Origin of the sequence: Parabacteroides sp. AF17-3 (genome assembly GCF_003635445.1) — a bacterium.
Classification (GTDB): Bacteria; Bacteroidota; Bacteroidia; order Bacteroidales; family Tannerellaceae; genus Parabacteroides; species Parabacteroides goldsteinii.
The window spans coordinates 46,270-64,391 of record NZ_QTMM01000007.1 but is presented as its reverse complement, the minus strand read 5'-3'; the positions used below and the strand labels follow the sequence as shown (position 1 = coordinate 64,391).

15 protein-coding genes are annotated in these 18,122 nt (G+C 42.8%); 12 read left to right on the top strand and 3 right to left on the bottom strand.

All coding sequences use genetic code 11. The annotated features are described in order from the left end of the window. Positions 1-3: 3 nt before the first annotated feature. The 4 genes from DWW91_RS10705 to DWW91_RS10690 all read left to right on the top strand — a co-directional run bounded on the left by DWW91_RS10705 (position 4) and on the right by DWW91_RS10690 (position 4,708). Positions 4-738: a DUF3307 domain-containing protein gene (locus tag DWW91_RS10705; RefSeq protein WP_122327670.1), complete on the top strand. Its 735-nt coding sequence runs from the start codon at positions 4-6 to the stop codon at positions 736-738. A 66-nt stretch (positions 739-804) separates the two neighbouring features. Then, positions 805-2,253, top strand: coding sequence for a sensor histidine kinase KdpD (locus DWW91_RS10700; protein ID WP_122327669.1), 1,449 nt, complete (start codon positions 805-807; stop codon positions 2,251-2,253). 17 nt (positions 2,254-2,270) lie between these two features. Next, entirely contained in the window at positions 2,271-2,954 is a 684-nt protein-coding gene (locus tag DWW91_RS10695) for a response regulator transcription factor (RefSeq protein ID WP_010803262.1), read from the top strand. A gap of 5 nt (positions 2,955-2,959) precedes the next feature. Continuing rightward, entirely contained in the window at positions 2,960-4,708 is a 1,749-nt protein-coding gene (locus DWW91_RS10690; protein WP_122327861.1) for an SUMF1/EgtB/PvdO family nonheme iron enzyme, read from the top strand. A 30-nt stretch (positions 4,709-4,738) separates the two neighbouring features. Here the strand turns inward: DWW91_RS10690 and DWW91_RS10685 are convergent, their stop codons facing one another. Next, on the bottom strand, positions 4,739-4,993 hold the full coding sequence (locus DWW91_RS10685) for a TIGR03905 family TSCPD domain-containing protein (protein WP_007656258.1): 255 nt from the start codon (positions 4,991-4,993) through the stop codon (positions 4,739-4,741). A gap of 80 nt (positions 4,994-5,073) precedes the next feature. Here DWW91_RS10685 and DWW91_RS10680 point away from each other — a divergent pair, with 80 nt between their 5' ends. The 6 genes from DWW91_RS10680 (at position 5,074) to DWW91_RS10655 (ending at position 12,902) form a co-directional block, all read left to right on the top strand. Then, entirely contained in the window at positions 5,074-6,381 is a 1,308-nt protein-coding gene (locus DWW91_RS10680) for a folylpolyglutamate synthase/dihydrofolate synthase family protein (protein ID WP_122327668.1), read from the top strand. Between the two features lie 24 nt (positions 6,382-6,405). Next, complete coding sequence (locus DWW91_RS10675; protein ID WP_122327667.1) at positions 6,406-7,842, top strand: MFS transporter; 1,437 nt, start codon at positions 6,406-6,408, stop codon at positions 7,840-7,842. A 417-nt stretch (positions 7,843-8,259) separates the two neighbouring features. After that, entirely contained in the window at positions 8,260-8,769 is a 510-nt protein-coding gene (locus DWW91_RS10670) for an RNA polymerase sigma factor (protein WP_007656255.1), read from the top strand. Positions 8,770-9,012: 243 nt separating this feature from the next. Then, complete coding sequence (gene ispE, locus DWW91_RS10665; RefSeq protein ID WP_122327666.1) at positions 9,013-9,822, top strand: 4-(cytidine 5'-diphospho)-2-C-methyl-D-erythritol kinase; 810 nt, start codon at positions 9,013-9,015, stop codon at positions 9,820-9,822. Continuing rightward, positions 9,801-10,394 (top strand): bifunctional 2-polyprenyl-6-hydroxyphenol methylase/3-demethylubiquinol 3-O-methyltransferase UbiG, encoded by a 594-nt coding sequence (locus tag DWW91_RS10660; protein ID WP_228100095.1) that lies wholly within the window; start codon positions 9,801-9,803, stop codon positions 10,392-10,394. The genes ispE and DWW91_RS10660 overlap by 22 nt, the downstream gene beginning before the upstream one ends. Before the next feature lie 15 nt (positions 10,395-10,409). Next, complete coding sequence (locus DWW91_RS10655) at positions 10,410-12,902, top strand: prolyl oligopeptidase family serine peptidase (RefSeq protein ID WP_122327665.1); 2,493 nt, start codon at positions 10,410-10,412, stop codon at positions 12,900-12,902. A 76-nt stretch (positions 12,903-12,978) separates the two neighbouring features. Here DWW91_RS10655 and DWW91_RS10650 read toward each other — a convergent pair whose 3' ends face one another. Beyond that, positions 12,979-13,980: a malate dehydrogenase gene (locus DWW91_RS10650; RefSeq protein WP_010803268.1), complete on the bottom strand. Its 1,002-nt coding sequence runs from the start codon at positions 13,978-13,980 to the stop codon at positions 12,979-12,981. Positions 13,981-14,162: 182 nt separating this feature from the next. Between DWW91_RS10650 and DWW91_RS10645 the strand changes: the two genes are divergently transcribed. Both DWW91_RS10645 and DWW91_RS10640 read left to right on the top strand, forming a co-directional pair. Beyond that, a complete protein-coding gene (locus tag DWW91_RS10645) occupies positions 14,163-15,977 on the top strand; it encodes a YgiQ family radical SAM protein (protein ID WP_122327664.1) in 1,815 nt (604 codons plus the stop codon). Between the two features lie 75 nt (positions 15,978-16,052). Then, positions 16,053-17,615: a TlpA disulfide reductase family protein gene (locus DWW91_RS10640; RefSeq protein WP_122327663.1), complete on the top strand. Its 1,563-nt coding sequence runs from the start codon at positions 16,053-16,055 to the stop codon at positions 17,613-17,615. A gap of 116 nt (positions 17,616-17,731) precedes the next feature. Here the strand turns inward: DWW91_RS10640 and DWW91_RS10635 are convergent, their stop codons facing one another. Continuing rightward, the gene (locus tag DWW91_RS10635) at positions 17,732-18,112 is read right to left on the bottom strand and encodes a RidA family protein (protein WP_122327662.1); all 381 of its coding nucleotides are present in this window, start codon (positions 18,110-18,112) and stop codon (positions 17,732-17,734) included. Positions 18,113-18,122: the final 10 nt, after the last annotated feature.

The following is an 18,122-nucleotide window of genomic DNA, read 5'->3' as shown; positions in this document are numbered from 1 at the left end:
ATTATGGAATTAACAGACCTGAATCTTTTACTAAAACTATTATTCTCTCATTTGATTGTAGATTTCATTTTACAAACAAATAATATTGTTAGAAAAAAACGGGAAGGTAAATACCAATATCATATCATCCACAGCCTGACACAAGCCTTAGTTACTTATATTGTTGCAGGACTATGGAATTGTTGGTTCATTATTCCTGTTATTTTCATAACACATTTCGCCATTGACTTATGGAAAATCACTCAGAAAGAGAAACTATATTCATTTATCATAGATCAGGTCTTACACATCCTGGTACTTTGTTCGTTATGGATGGTAATAACCAAACAATATGCAGCTGTCGGAGATATACTTCAAAGCATTATGAAATGTGACAAATGTTGGATATATCTGATCGGTTATCTGCTTATACTAAAACCTGCATCTATATTCCTCGGACTGTTCACCAAAAGATGGAGAGAGAAAGGTAACGTATCTGAAAGTCTTCAAAATGCAGGTCAATGGATTGGTTATCTCGAACGAATATTGATTATAACTTTTATATTGATTGGAAAAATTGAAGCAATAGGATTTCTTTTAGCGGCCAAATCTATTTTCCGATTTGGAGAATTGAATAAAAGTAAAGAAATCAAAACGACTGAGTATGTTCTGATCGGGACACTTGCCAGTTTCACCATTGCCATAATTATAGGGCTTATTATGAATTGGCTTTCTATTCATCCGGGAAGTGTTATTTAGTCTTATCATACCCCCGAAACTCCCGAACTTATCCATTACTTTTGTCTGAAAGAAGAGGTTTTAGACATGAAAACAAAATTAAGCTTCAAGATTATAGCCGCATTGATCAGTATATCACTGGCGGCACTATTGTTCTCGCAGGGATATTGGCTGAAAGGATTGTATGACTCGACCTGGATGCAAATCAATGGTAACATAGAGGAAGCTATGCGTATGGCTGATTATAAGGAAATATTTATCCGCATCGACGAATTGACCCAAGGAGAAACCCATGGAGAGATAAGTCAAAGTTTTACCTTTTCAAAAGAAGAAGATGAAGAAACTGAAAAAGTAGGGATGATGGATACTTTTGCCGTCCATACGGATAAGAATCCATTCAAAAATGAGGATATATCTAAATCGCTGAATGAATATCTTAGTTTGCTTACCGACCTGGAAGGGCAAATACAACAAGCCCTCCACATGAAAATAGATTCACTCATGCCAGTCAACTATAATAAATACGACAGCCTCCTTTCCATAGAACTCAAACAGCATGATATTTTTGTACCTCACAAGCTGGAAGTCGTACAATTGGTCGACAGCTTGCCGGAGGTAGTAATGAGCATCCAGTCCACCGACTCTGTTATTGCGACAGAGAACTGGAATAAAGCCTCCCAATTCAACTATCCGATCTCTACACAATCGGAGCAATATTACCGGTTAACATTAAAGACGCCTTCCCAGTTGGTATTCAAGCAGATATCCGGAATACTCATCTCCTCCCTCCTGCTCGTGATCCTGATCCTGATAGCTTTCATCTATCTGATCCATACTATTCTCCGACAAAAAACCGTAGAAGAATTGAAAACGGACTTCACCAACAATATGACACACGAACTGAAAACACCGATCTCCGTTGCTTACGCGGCCAACGACGTATTACTCAATTACGACAACAACGTCAGCGAGAAACAAAAGAAATACCTGGGGATTGTCCGCGAACAATTGACCCAGTTAAGCGGCCTGGTCGAACAGATCCTTACGCTTTCGGTAGAGAATCGTAATACGTTCCGTCTGAAACAGGAATCGATTCCTATCACGGATATCATTCCCCCACTCATTGAACAACACAAGTTGAAAGCCGGTAAGCCTGTCAACTTCACCGTAAATATCCCGGACAACATTGCAGTATTTGCAGACCGTACGCATTTCTATAATATGTTGGGAAACCTGATCGATAATGCAGTGAAATATTCGGGAGACAAACCTTGTGATATCTCCATACAGGCAGAGACACAGGCAAACGGGATCCGTATCTCCGTTACCGACAACGGAATCGGTATCAGTGAAGCCAGCCTGCCACATATATTCGATAAGTTCTACCGGGTACCCAGCGGTAACCTGCATAATGTAAAAGGATTCGGTCTGGGACTCTATTACGTAAAGGACATGATGAGCAAACACGGAGGATCGGTATCTGTAAAAAGCCAACCGGGCAAAGGAACCACATTTACCCTCCATTTTAAAAACTGAAAAAGAAAAGAAAGACTATGGCAAAGATAAAAGTATTACTGGTTGAAGACGAACCGACCCTTGCAATGATCATCAAAGATACATTGGATGGTGAAGAGTTCGACATCGTATTGGCTGCCGACGGCGAAGAAGGCCTGGCTCTTTACAAAGAAGTAAAACCGGATATCATTGTAACAGATATCATGATGCCGAAGATAGACGGTTTCACCCTGATACGTCATATCCGCAAGACCGACAGCCAGATCCCAGTCCTTTTCCTTTCGGCCCGTTCAGCAGCGAATGATGTGGTCGAAGGTTTCGAACTGGGCGGTAACGATTATCTCAAAAAGCCCTTCGGCATGGCCGAGCTGATCATCCGTATCAAAGCCCTGCTGAATAAGATCACGGTCCGTAAAGAAGAAAAGTCGACCTTCAGCCTCGGACAATACACATTCGACTCCATCACGCAAACCCTGCAATATTGTGGAGAAAAGCAACTGTTAAGCAACCGCGAGTCGGAAATACTCAAACGTCTTTGCGAAAACAAGGATCATGTATTACCGATGAAAGATGTCCTGCTCGACCTTTGGGGCGACGACTCTTTCTTTAATGCCCGCAGCCTTCATGTTTTCATTACAAAGCTGCGTCATAAATTATCGGACGATCCCAGTATAAAGATACTGAATGTACGGGGAATCGGTTACAAACTTATCATTGACTAATGAATATGAAAATACTGATAAGCTTGTTACTTCTCTGCTGTACCTCATGGCTAACAGCAAACGACCGGTACGTAATACAAGCGCATATAACAGGCGTAAAAGACGGTACTGTCTTCTTTCTGAAACAATTCGATAACCAGCGGATCATCAACTCCATGCGGATCGAAAAAGGAGAATTCACCATGAAAGGAACCCTGCCCGATATTCCTCAACATTTATGGTTATGCACTACGATAGACGACGAATTCTATTATTGCGACCTGCTTATCGACCGGGACACCCTGTTCATCAAAGGCGACTTATCCGATTTCCCGAACGGATTACATTTCAAAGGAGCCGCCACCCACATGGGATATGCCGTCTATCTGGAAAACACCCACGACCTGAATATAAAAATAGACAGTCTCAGCACCGTCTCCATGTTTTTGCACGACTTGGGTGCCACCGGCAAGAAAAAGGATGATGACAAAAAGAAAAAGACACTCAAGCTATCCTTCGGCGGTGGAAGCCCCAGGCCGGTACGGGGAAGCCAGGAGCTGGAAGTCGATATCGAATTACATGCCGCCCAGCAGGAACGCGATTCCATCCGCATTGACTTTATTGAAAGCAATATGGACAAATATGCCGGCCAATTCCTCCTTACCCGTATCATGAAAAAGTTATCGCCGGACTCATTACGTCAGTTCTATCGCCTGATCCCGGTAGAGATGAAAAAGACGAAATTCGCCCGCCTCATCAGTAACCAGATCAATCCCTATGCAGATGACTGTATCCGGCAGGCAGACAACCTGCTATCATTAAGCGGCAGTGCTATTCAAATCAATAAATATACGGAAGAAGCATATAAACTATATGAACAGGGAGTGCGCCTGGACCCGGAACGAACCGACGGATATATTGCCCTGTCAACGATGTACGAACGCCTGCTCCCGCTAAAAGGGGATGAAGCATACGACATATCCATCTCCTACCTCAACAAATTCATCGAAAGTGATGTCAGGGAGGAAGATCGCGAAGAAGCCCGAAAACGGATAAAAGATATAGAATTTCGCAAATGGCTGTCGACCAATATCAATCCGGAAATGATTGAAGTGAAAGGCAGTACATTTATAATGGGATCGACCTATAAAGAAGACAATAATCCACCCCATAAAGTAACGGTTAAAAGCTTCTCCATCAGCAAATACGAAATAACCAATTTCCAGTTTGCCGCTTTTTTGAAAGCCTACGGAAGTCAGGTGGTAAAAGAAGGGCCGAATGCAGGACAACCCTTATATTATGAATGTAACTGGGGCATCGGACAAGGGATACCGATCCACGGTTATGAAGCACACCCGGCCATTTATATTACCTGGTACGGAGCACAGGCTTATTGCCAATGGGCGGGCGGACGTCTGCCCACAGAAGAAGAATGGGAATATGCTGCCCGCGGCGGATTATACGGTAAACGCGATCATCTGTACAGCGGAGGAATGGAACTCGACAGTCTGGGATGGTATGCCGGAAACTCGGAAGGCAAACCGCATCCGGTCGGCATGAAGAAACCGAATGAACTGGGCATCCATGATATGAGCGGAAATGTATGGGAATGGTGTTCCGACAGTTTTGAAAAGGATGGCAAACTATATGCTGTCGTACGGGGAGGCACCTGGTTCAACGAACGGGCGAGCTGCCGTCCTACCTGTCATTATTATATTTACCCGGGAAGTAAACATTTCAACAACGGATTCAGGATCGTGAAAGATATCCCTTAATCCGTCGGAAATAAAACCTGGCAGCAGGGTTCAACTCAATTTCTTTAGAGCCTGTGCCAGTTGGTCCGGGCAAGAGGTACCCCGTTCACGGCAATCGATGCCCTCCAATCGTTGTATGGCGTCCTGTACTTCCATACCGACCAGTAATTTTGATAAACCTTGTGTGTTTCCTTGGCATCCGCCCACGATCTGAACTCCGGTAATCATATTGTCTTCAGCCTCAACAATCATCATTTTAGAACATACCCCACCTATAGGAGTGTAAGCTATACGTTGTTTACTCATCTCTTTGTACTTTTATATTCACGGGGTGCAAAGGTATAAATAAAATTAAGTACTTTTGCCAATTATAAAAAACTAACAGCATGACTTACGAAGAAACGCTTCACTATCTATATACAAGCATTCCGGTATTTCAACACAGCGGAGCATCCGCTTACAAGCCGGGACTGGACACCAGTATTGCACTGGACAACTATCTGGAGAATCCCCATAAAGCCTATAAAACAATCCACGTAGCAGGGACAAACGGAAAAGGTTCCGTCAGTCATTTACTGGCAGCGATCCTTCATCAGGCGGGATATAAAGTCGGACTTTTCACATCTCCCCACCTGATCGATTTCCGTGAACGCATCCGTGTCAACGGTAAAATGATACCCAAAGAATATGTAATAGATTTTGTAGAGCGCCATCGCACCACTTTCGAACCACTTCACCCTTCCTTCTTCGAACTGACTTCTACCATGGCTTTCGATTATTTCCGTGCTGAAGAAGTTGATTTTGCCATTATTGAAGTAGGCATGGGCGGTCGGTTGGACAGTACCAACATTATCACTCCTATCCTAAGTATTATCACGAATATCAGTCTCGACCATACCCAGTTCCTGGGCGATACGGTAGAAAAGATCGCCTTTGAAAAAGCGGGGATCATCAAACCCAAAGTTCCGGCACTGGTAGGTGAAATATATACCCAAAGCGTTGCACAGGTATTTGCCGATGCAGCTCACAGGAATGAGACACTGGTTTATTTTGCTTCACAGGCAGACCTGCTAAACGAATCATATCTGATGGATACCGGCGAATGGTATTTCGATTCCGTCGAGTACGGACAACTATTCGGTGAATTGGGCGGAGTGGCACAAGTAAGAAATGCCAAAACCGTACTGGCTGCCCTCAATCTGCTTTACACTCAGGGTATCGATATACCTCAGGAAGCTGTACGCGAAGGATTCGAGCATGTCGTTGAATTCACCGGACTAATGGGACGCTGGCAGGTTTTGCAGGAAAAACCGAAAGTGATATGCGATACAGGCCACAACACCGGCGGATGGCAATATCTGAACATGCAGCTGAAAGAAGTAATGAAGCGTTCCCGCCATACTTATATGATCATCGGCATGGTAAACGACAAAGATATTAACGGTGTGCTGGACCTGATGCCCCAGGATGCTTTCTACTTTTTTACACAGGCATCCGTTCCACGGGCAATGCCGGCAGCCGAAATTGCCGCCATGGGTATGATGCACGGCCTTAGCGGCGTCACATGCGACTCCGTCGCCATTGCTGTTGAACGGGCGTTAGCCAGAGCCGGCGAAGAAGATACGATCTTTATCGGAGGAAGCACATTCATCGTAGCCGATGCCCTCCCCCTTTTCATGAAAGAAGACAAATAATACAACTTAATAAAAACAAATATCATGGTAAAACAAATTCAAATGAAATTAAGCGAATCCAAAACGGCACGATGGTCGGTTTTGGCACTCGTTGCATTTACAATGCTTTGCGGTTACTTCATCACGGATATGATGGCTCCGCTTCAGGATTTATTACAAACCCCCGTTATGAGCGGCGGCCTTGGATGGAGTGGCGATGACTACGGTAAATTTACAAGTGCATACGGCTGGTTCAATGTATTCCTGTTAATGCTTATTTTCGGTGGTATGATCCTTGATAAGATGGGAGTACGTTTCACCGGTTTAATGGCCACTGGTATCATGCTGGTCGGTGTTTTCATTAAATGGTTCGGTATCTCTCATGATTTCGGTGGTGAAACAGTTTCAATCTTCGGAACCGAATGGGGATATCCTCTACTCATAGCCTCTTTAGGTTATGCACTCTTTGGCGTAGGCATCGAGATTGCCGGTATAACCGTATCGAAAATCATTGTCAAATGGTTTAAAGGTAAGGAAATGGCATTAGCAATGGGACTTGAAATGGCGTGTGCCCGTATCGGAACAGGTTTGGCAATCGGTATAACGCCTATTCTGAGCCGAGCTTTCAATAATTCTATCAGTATACCTATTTTTATCGGACTAATCTTATTATGCATCGGATTCCTGTCATTCATCGTATTCGTTGTAATGGATAAAAAACGGGATCAGGAAATTCTCGACGAAGGTGAAGAAGAGGAAGAAGCTCCTTTCCGTGCCAAAGATATCCTGGATATTATTACCCTTAAAGGCTTTTGGTATGTCGCCCTTTTATGCGTGTTGTTCTATTCCGCCGTATTCCCGTTTCTGAAATACGCCCCCAGCCTGATGATTAATAAATTCGGTATTGAACCTACTCTTTCCGGAATCATCCCCTCGATCCTGCCGTTTGGTACTATCCTGCTGACTCCATTCTTCGGCAACCTGTACGACCGGAAAGGAAAAGGTGCCACCATCATGATGATCGGTGCAATCATGCTTGTATGCATTCATTTCACATTCTCTTTACCATTCCTGGATAATTGGTTGGTAGCGCTTGCATTGGTTATCCTGTTAGGAATTGCTTTCTCGCTTGTACCTTCAGCCATGTGGCCTTCTGTTCCGAAAATTATTCCGGAAAATAAGTTAGGAACAGCATATGCCCTTATTTTTTGGGTACAAAACTGGGGATTAATGGGTGTGCCTTACCTCATAGGTAAAGTACTCGATAAATACTGCATAACCGGCTATGTCAATGAAAAACCGACTTACGATTATACCATTCCAATGATTATCTTTACCTGTTTTGGTATACTTGCACTTCTCATTTCATATCTCCTGAAAAGAGAAGACCGTATAAAAGGTTACGGTTTGGAATTACCCAATATCCAAAAAGATGCAGATAAATATCTGGCTGAAGAAATGATTGGTGAAGGTCAGAGATAAATTCATTATATAAAAAGACAATCATAAGGAGAACGGTGTCAGTAATTTATGTAATTTACTGACACCGTTCTCTTTATTTATAAAAAGCTGCATCCGGTCAACTCCTGTTTCTTTTAATGATAACTACTATTCTTATCCGACAATTTTCCATATTCGTATCGATTGCTCAAGGTTTATTTTATCTCTTGTTGAATAAATCAACACCGAACTTGTAAATGTTAGACATATACAAGCTGAAAACTTGTAAATCCTACTCAGTATCAGACACTTTTAGCCTATAAATATTAAGATTGAGTGTTAAGTATTAATATTATGCAAAGAATTAGTTCCATTGATTTAAATTACATATTTTTGTATTGTGCTTCAGTATTGAAATACAGCACATAACCGACAATAAACATTCAAAAAGTAAGTAATATGAATGGGATACAATTTCAACAAAAATTATTGAGCTTGCAAGAAAACATGATGAATTTTGCACTTATGCTCACTGCAAACCGGGACGATGCTCAGGATTTGCTACAGGATACTACATTAAAGGTACTAGATAATCAGGATAAATTCGTTGACAACGTTAATTTCAAAGGATGGGTTTTAACTGTCATGCGTAATATTTTCATAAACAATTATCATAAGATTGTACGTGTACAGACAGTTGTTGACTCAAGTGCAGATTTATATAATCTGGATGTTGTCAATGATTCCGGATTTGATTCACCGGATAAAGCATATCAAATCAAAGAGATCACTAAAGCGATCAACGGCTTGAACGATGATCTGAAGGTTCCCTTCTCTATGTTTTTAAGTGGCTATAAGTATAACGAAATAGCAGAAAAACTAAATGTGCCCTTAGGAACTGTGAAGAGTCGTATCTTCTTTGCTCGTCAAGAATTACAGAAAAGGTTAAAGGACTTCCAAAATATGTAATCCCTCTTCCCTTTCCCAGTATAACATAAAAGCGACTACTATTCATTTGGTAGTCGCTTTTGCTATTTTCAAACAAATGTTAGTTACCGATAAATTACATGACAACTATTTATTTGAAAAATAAATAAGTTCTTTTCTTTAGATTTATGACAGCTTCGATTATACAAGCTATACGTTACGTTTGTTTATCCTAATTATTTTGCCTACGTTTGTCTAAAAAACATAATTTAAAGGATCTATTCTATGATTTGTTTTCCTAATGCCAAAATAAACCTGGGACTAAACGTTGTTAGTAAACGGATAGACGGTTATCATAACATCGAGACTGTGTTCTATCCTATCCCTGTGAAAGATGCACTTGAAATAGTGAATGCAGAAAAACTATCTTTCACCCAGACAGGAATACAGGTGGATGCTCCCATGGAAAAAAACCTTGTGATAAAAGCACTGAACCTGCTGAAAACACAATATGAAATACCGTCTCTGGAAATCCATCTCCTTAAAGCGATCCCTTTCGGAGCCGGACTGGGTGGAGGATCGGCTGATGCCGCTTTCATGCTGAAACTGCTGAATGATTTCTGCAAACTGGATATCCACGCAGACGAACTGGAAAAAATTGCAGCTTCCATCGGTGCTGACTGTCCGTTCTTTATCCGCAATACACCTGTATTCGCTACCGGAACAGGGAATATATTCGAACCAGTCGAATTATCATTAAAAGGCTATCATTTCTGCCTGATAAAACCGGATGTAGCCGTTTCCACTCCGGAGGCCTATTCATTAGTCACCCCGAAAGTTCCGGCAATCTCACTAAAAGAGATTATAAACAAACCGGTTTCCGAATGGAAAAACTTAATGATAAATGATTTCGAAAAAAGCGTCTTCAGCAAACATCCGGTTATCGGCCGGATCAAAGAAACACTCTATCAGGCAGGAGCTGTCTACGCTTCTATGTCGGGGTCAGGTTCCTCCGTATTCGGATTGTTCGAAGCACCGACTCAGTTAAAAGAGCAATTCACCGATTGTTTTGTATGGGAGGGACAATTACCATGAATGTTATAGCCGGTTTCTTTGATGCATTAGCAGATCGCTGGGACGAACTTTGCTATCATGCACCAGAAAAAATCAATCAGATACTGGAACAGACCACTCTGCACAAAGGACTTCGCATATTGGATGTCGGATGCGGAACTGGTGTACTCGAACAGTATCTGTTAACTTATTCACCAGCCCATATCACAGGAATAGACATTTCGCCACGGATGATTGAAGCAGCACAAAACAAATATGCTACCCCGATAGTCGATTTCCGTTGCATAGATGTTATGGAACTGAAAGACGAACAGTTCGATTTTATTATTGCCTATAGTGTTTTTCCTCATTTCGAACATCCGGATAAGGTAATCGGCCATCTGGCAGAATTACTTATCCCGGGAGGCGAACTTGTGATCTGTCACAGCGAAGGGAGGGAAAACATAAACGGACATCACAATAAACAAGCTAACAAAATATCGTTCGGCCTGCCTACAGCCAGGGAAGTTGCCGCCTTAATGGAACCTTATTTTCATATCGAGGCAATGGAAGATACCGACGAACTTTATATGGTCAGCGGAATTCGCTATTAATTAATACAAGATAACATGAATAAATGTACCTATTTACTTTCTGCATTACTTCTCTCCGCCTTTACTCTACAGGCAGCAGAAGATATAAAAGTGATGCAATTTCTGCATACCGGTCCTGTTCCGGTTAATAAACCGATCATGGCAGACAGCCTGAATGTAAACGGAAAACCTTTCGAGATCAAAAATCTGTTGAAATCGACAGTCCCTTTCGACAAAGTATTCGCCAACGCGACCATTCTGGATGCAGATACAGCTGGAATGATCAGTTTTCAGGCTCCGGAAAAAGGATATGCCCTGCATCTTTTCTCCTTTTATTTGAACAGTGACCGTTATACCAAAGGAACTTTAGAAGTTTCCGGACCTGGTTCTTTCGATGTGTATGTAAATAACAAACCGGTGAGTGCAACTTCTGAACTGACAATGGAACCACACCGGTATGAAGTGGTTGTGAAATACCTGACAGCCGACAGCGATACCTGTCCGCCTACATTAAAGGCAATCTATAAAAGTAAGGAAGATGCAAAAGTCGTTGCTTCACTTAATCCGGATAAAAGATATACCTCACGGGATATTCTGGAAGGAACAAACTTTCGTGGCGTCAGCCTGTCCCCCAACGGCAAATATGTATTAGTGAAATATTATACACGCCTGGAAGGTGGAAAAAGCGAATCATACGCTCAATTGCGTGAAGCCGCCAGCGGACGTATCCTTTTGCAGGATAAAGGGTTTATCATGAGTGCCAGCTGGATGCCGACCAGTAATAAAATGTATTTCACCCGTACCGGCATGAATGGAAAGGAACTGGTGACAGTCGATCCGACCAACATGCAGGAAGAGATACTGGCAGATAACCTGCCGGAAGGTAGCTTCAATTTTACCCCGGATGAAAAAACACTCCTTTTCACCATACAGGAGGAAGGTCCGAAGGATGGTCCTGACATGCTCCGTATCCTCGAACCGAACGACCGTCTGCCGGGATTCCGTAACCGTTATTTCATTTGGCGCTACGATCTGCAATCCGGACTATACGAACAACTGACATTCGGACATAACAGTACATATATTAATGATGTCAGCCCGGATAGCCGTTACCTGTTGTTCAGTACCAGTGAAACGGATTATACATCTCTACCTCATTCCAGCAACTCGTTATACAAACTCGACTTGCAAACGATGGCAGTCGATACCCTTTGGGAACATGCCAAATATGTGAACGGCGGAACTTTCTCTCCCGACGGAAAACAATTACTGGTTAGCGGATCGGGAAATGCTTTCGGTGGAATCGGTTTAAATATCAGGGAAGGACAAATCTCAAATACATACGACGGCCAGTTGTTCCTGTATGATCCGGCTACCCGGAAAGCAACGGCACTAACCAAGGATTTCAATCCGAATGTAACTGGTGCACTCTGGAACAAATACGACGGTCAGATTTATATGATGACGGAAGACCAGGACTATCTGCGTATCTATACCTGTAATCCGGCAAACGGGAAAATCAAACAGATCAATGCTTCTGAAGACGTCGTTTATAATTACTCATTGGCAGAAACAGCTCCGGTAATGTATTATTACGGACAAAGTACTTCAAACGCAAACCGTTTGTATGCTTACGACCTGAAAAGTGGAAAGAACCGTCTGATCTACGACCTGTCTGCTGAAAAACTGAAAGATGTTAAACTTGGAGAAGTTCATGACTGGAACTTCACGGCAGAAGGCGGAACAACCATACAGGGACGTTATTACCTGCCACCTAATTTCGATCCGGACAAAAAATACCCGATGATCGTCTATTACTATGGAGGAACTTCGCCGACGAACCGTGCTTTGGAATTCAGCTACTCCATGCATATGTATGCCGCCCAGGGATATGTAGTCTATACGCTCAATCCCAGCGGGACAACCGGATTCGGACAAGAATTTGCTGCCCGCCACGTAAATGCCTGGGGAGAACCGACTGCCGATGAAATCATCCGCGGCACAGAATTGTTCTGTAAAGAACATTCCTTTGTAAATCCTAAAAAGATCGGTTGTGCAGGTGCCAGCTACGGAGGGTTTATGACACAATATCTGCAAACCCGCACCGATTTATTTGCTGCTGCTGTCAGCCATGCCGGTATCAGTGCATTGAGCAGTTATTGGGGAGAAGGATATTGGGGATATGGTTACTGTTCGGTAGCCAATACCGGAACTTATCCCTGGAATAACCCCGAGTTCTTCACTAAACACAGTCCGTTGTTCAACGCTGACAAGATCAAAACTCCGTTATTGCTGTTGCATGGCAATGCCGATACAAATGTTCCGGTTGGAGAAAGTATCCAGATGTTCCTGGCATTGAAACTACTCGGCAAGACAGTGGAATTTATCCAGGTTGACGGAGAAAACCACGGTGTAGCTGATTATAAGAAACGCCTGGAATGGCAGAACACGATCTTTGCCTGGTTTGCCAAATGGCTGAAAGATGAACCGGAATGGTGGGATGCCCTGTATCCGGAAAGAACATTATAAATAAAATTGCAAAGAAAGAAAGGGAGTGCCGATTAACGGTCGCTCCCTTCTTCGTATATAACATATAAGAAACGGCTTATTTCATGTGCGGATTCAATGTATGCCACAGATGGATTTCAGGAATAATACCCATGCTGATCACTTCATCACGCAGTTTGCTCAGATGAACATAACTTTCTGCCAGTTCTGCATTTTCTTTCGGTGTTCCTTCTACTTCTTTATAGAAAATACCATCTTTAGTGATTTCTGTTTCCATAGCCATCATGATATGGTCGAATTTACCGGAGTGAACATATGTTCCGGCAGGCCAGCGGAATGCTTCGCCACCCATAGCGGCACGGATCATTTCGATTGACAGGTAAGACGGACTCTGGAAAGAAGAACGACCGCGAAGTTCGATGATACGTTTTCCACCCTGTATAACTTTCACTTTCAAGTCCTCCCATTGTTCGTCTGTCAGTTCCGGAGTACCGATCAAATCCAATAACGGTTTACCGTCGACAGTTGCAGTAGAAGCAAAAACAGCCATCTGTTCGCCATGCCCTCCATAAGTACGACAACCTTTTACCAGGTTCTGACGGATTCCGAAGTGCTGTGCCAAAGCTGTTTGCAGACGGGTGCTGTCAAGTGCAGCCAAAGTACTTACCTGGGAAGGTTTCAATCCGGAATACAGCAATGTGATCAATCCGGTAATATCGGCGGGATTAAAAATAACTACCACATGTTTTACATCCGGACAATAAGCACGGAGATCCTTTCCGAACTGAGCAGCAATCTCAGCATTACCTTTCAATAAGTCCTCACGTGTCATACCGGCTTTACGGGCTGCACCACCGGATGAAACAACATATTTGGCACCTCTCAGCGCTTCGCTGATATCAGATGTAAAAGTTATGTTTGCATATTCAAATCCGGACTGGAACATTTCTTCTGCAACACCTTCCAAAGCCGGAGCAAAAGGGTCGTAAAGACAAATATTAGAAGTTAACCCCATCATTAAAGCTGTCTGGGCCATGTTAGAACCGATCATACCTGCTGCACCTACGATAGTGAGCTTTTCGTCTGTTAATGCTTTCATACTGTATTATTTTTTAATAATTGTGTTTGTTAAGAGAACACATATCTTATTGATAATGTTTGCCGTTTCGCCTATATTTTTCTTTTCGGTTACAAAGGTAAAACATCCTTTCCTTATATGCCAATCATTAAATTCTATCCCCTATAAGCTAAAGTTATAGCTCAAATTCCTACCTTTGCAACATGAAAACATTCAGACCGGAAGCATGGTTGCCCACCACCAAGAAAGAAGTTGAAGCGCGTGGATGGGATTATATAGATGTAATTCTTTTCAGTGGGGATGCCTATGTGGATCATCCTTCGTTTGGTGCTGCCGTTATCGGGCGTACCTTGGAAGCCTTGGGACTGCGGGTGGCTATTGTTCCGCAGCCGGACTGGCGCGGTGATTATCGCGATTTTAAGAAACTGGGAACTCCCCGCTTCTTCTTCGGAGTCTCACCCGGAGCGATGGATTCGATGATCAATCATTATACGGCCAATAAGCGGTTACGTAGCGATGATGCCTATACTCCGGATCGCCGGGCAGGAATGCGCCCGGATTATCCCAGCATTGTCTATACCAAAATACTGAAAGAACTTTATCCCGACGTACCGGTCGTACTCGGTGGAATCGAGGCTTCTTTACGCAGGCTGTCTCATTATGATTACTGGCAGGACAGACTCCGGCCGGGTATTCTGGCAGACAGTCCGGCCGATCTTCTGATCTACGGTATGGGGGAACTTCCCATGAAGGAATTGGTTACCCGCTTACAGGCCGGAGAATCTTTTAATTCATTAAAAGATATTCGCCAAACAGTTTATCTGACAGGAAAAGAAGAGATAAAGCCCGATGACATCGTACTTTTTTCACATGAAGAGTGTCTTCGCGATAAATTAAAACAGGCTAAGAACTTCCGTCATATCGAAGAAGAATCGAACAAATATAATGCATCGCGTATTCTTCAGCAGGTTGGAAAGCAGACTATTGTAGTGAATCCTCCTTTCCCTCCTATGACGGAAACCGAAGTCGATGCTTCGTTCGATCTGCCTTACACCCGCTTGCCGCATCCCAAATATAAGGGAAAAGTCATACCGGCATTCGAGATGATCAAGTTTTCAGTAAATATGCACCGGGGATGCTTTGGTGGCTGTGCATTCTGTACAATCTCCGCCCACCAGGGAAAGTTCATCGCTTCCCGGAGCAAAGAGTCTATCCTGAAAGAAGTAAAGGCTATCACGGAAATGCCAGATTTCAAAGGATACCTGAGTGATTTGGGAGGTCCTTCCGCCAATATGTACCGGATGAAAGGCAAAGATCAAAGTATTTGTGCCAAATGTAAAAAACCGTCCTGCATCTCTCCTGCCATCTGTAAGAATCTGAATGCGGACCATACTCCGTTACTGGACATTTATAAAGCAGTAGACAGTATGCCACAGATCAAACGCTCATTTATCGGTAGTGGCGTACGTTATGATCTGCTGTTGCACCGTTACGACGATGAAATCGTGAATAAGTCGGCTCAGAGCTACACGGAAGAGTTGATCGCCCGGCATGTATCGGGACGTCTGAAAGTGGCTCCCGAACATACGGAAGACAATGTTCTGAAAATGATGCGCAAACCTTCTTTCGATCAATTCGGACAATTCAAAAAAATATTCGACCGTATCAACAAGCAGCAGGGACTTAACCAACAATTAATTCCATACTTCATTTCCAGCCATCCCGGCTGTACGGAAGAAGATATGGCAAAACTGGCTATCGAGACCAAGAAACTGCATTTCCAACTGGAACAGGTACAGGATTTCACTCCTACACCAATGACACTGGCTACGGAGATATATTACACAGGTTATCATCCTTATACATTAGAAAAAGTATATACAGCCCGTACAAAAGAACAGAAACTGGCACAACGGCAATTCTTCTTCTGGTATAAACCGGAATTTCGCAGGCAGATAACCCAGGCGTTACAAAAAATAGGAAAAAAAGACCTGCTTACTAAATTATTCGGCCGGTAAACAATAATATTTCACCTATCCTGCTTGTTAATTACGAAAAAATCGTAATATTGCATTTACTTAATTCATATAAATATGGTAAAAGCACTTTTAGCAGGTATATCGCTTATATTCATTATATCTGCACAAGCACAAAACGAATTCACGATAAAAGGCAAAATCTCCGGACTGGAGGACAGTACCCGGATTGTCCTTTATCGTAGTGACGGACAAGTCATGAGCCAGATCGCTCAGGATACGGTCATCAATGAATGTTTTACCTTCAAAGGTGAAACCGTCGACAATGCTCCCGAAGCATTAATGGTCTCCAGCCATGACAAAGGGTTTCCAAACACCTGGCTGGATGTATGGGTGGCTCCCGGCAAAGAGACAACCGTTACCGGTAATAATAAACTTATCAGGACATGGAATGTATCGGCCGATATCCAGGAACAGCAGGATTTAAACCGGTATGCCGACGCTTGCCGGGAAGAATGTAGTAAAGAACAGGAAATCTATATACAGTTAATGGATTTGTTCTCCAAAGGAAGGACGGGCAATCCTTCCGAAGAAGAAAAGAATGCGATCAGGAATGAAATGAAAGAACTTCAGAAAAAAACGGATTCATTACGACTGATCTCCTCCCAAAAAGAAATCGAAATAATGCAGCAAACTCCTAAAGGAACAGTCTGGATGGATAAATTGCTAGGCCAATGCAAGCAAAGTAAATACATGGAGAACTATCCTTATAAGGAAGATTTGATTGCTTTATACAACAAGTTATCCGATAATGAGAAAAACTCTCAGGCAGGTAAGGAAATCACGGTATGTCTTTATCCTCCCGTTACAGTGAAAGAAGGCGATGAAATGGCGGATACCGACCTTTACGACCTGCAAGGCAATATTCATCATCTGGCCGACTATAAAGGTAAATATCTCCTGGTCGATTTTTGGAGCCGCGGTTGTGGTCCTTGTATGATGGCTTTGCCGGAAATGAAAGAAATATCCGAAACCTGGAAAGACAAAGTAACTGTCATAAGTCTGAGCACAGACACAGAAAAAGGATGGAAAGAGATTTCTAAAACGAAAGATATGTCATGGGTAAACCTGAATGATTTTGGAGGAATGAGCGGACTGGCAGCTAAATATAATGTAAGAGGAATACCTCATTACGTCATTATCTCACCGGAAGGAATCATCCTGCATAGCTGGAGCGGATACGGAAAAGGATTACTTAAACGTAAGCTAAACAAATGGGTAAACAAATCAGACCGTGTTATGTCTGTGAAAAAGGAAGGAAACACAACCATTGTTGATTTTCCTATTGAAAAATCAAGCAATACGGAAACTGTAGAGATCAACAGAATAGAGTTGACTGGTTCTGAAACGATTTTCCATATGAAAGCCTTTAATTCTCCCGGATACTGGGTAAGTATCGGCAAGGATACTTTCCTGAAAACAGAAGACGGTACTCATTATCCGCTAACATCAGCAGACGGCATCACACCGGACGAACGCTTCACAATGCCGGAATCAGGTGAATATTCCTTTAAACTGCACTTCCCCGCTTTGCCGGCCGGAACAAAAACAGTCGATTTCATCGAAGGTGATTGCGATTCCTGTTTCAAAATAGTAGGTTTGTCACTGACTCAAGAATAAAGATACGGACTTACCTGAAAAAAATAAGGGACTTTTGAAATGTTAAGACAGGACTTTTAAAAACGAAAGTCCTGACTTTTAACTTCAAAAGTCCCTTATTTTTTTGACAGTGATTATCAAGCCTTTACAGCGATCACTTCAATCTCTACCAAACCATTCTTCGGCAAAGTCTTTACAGCAACAGCCGAACGTGCTGGAAAAGCACCTTCAAACTGAGAGGCGTATACTTCGTTCATCGCTCCGAAATCACCCATATCAGCAAGAAAAACAGTAGTTTTGACTACGTCGCTGATATCAAGACCGGCTTCTGCCAGGATAGCCTTCACATTCTTGAAAGCCTGAGCTGTCTGTTCCTTTACAGCTCCTTCTACGAAATTACCGGTTGCCGGATCGATACCCAGCTGTCCGGAAGCGAAAAGCATATTTCCTACTTGTATGGCCTGGCTGTAAGGACCGATGGCGGCCGGTGCATTTGTTGTTGCAATAACTTTTTTCATTGTGTTTATC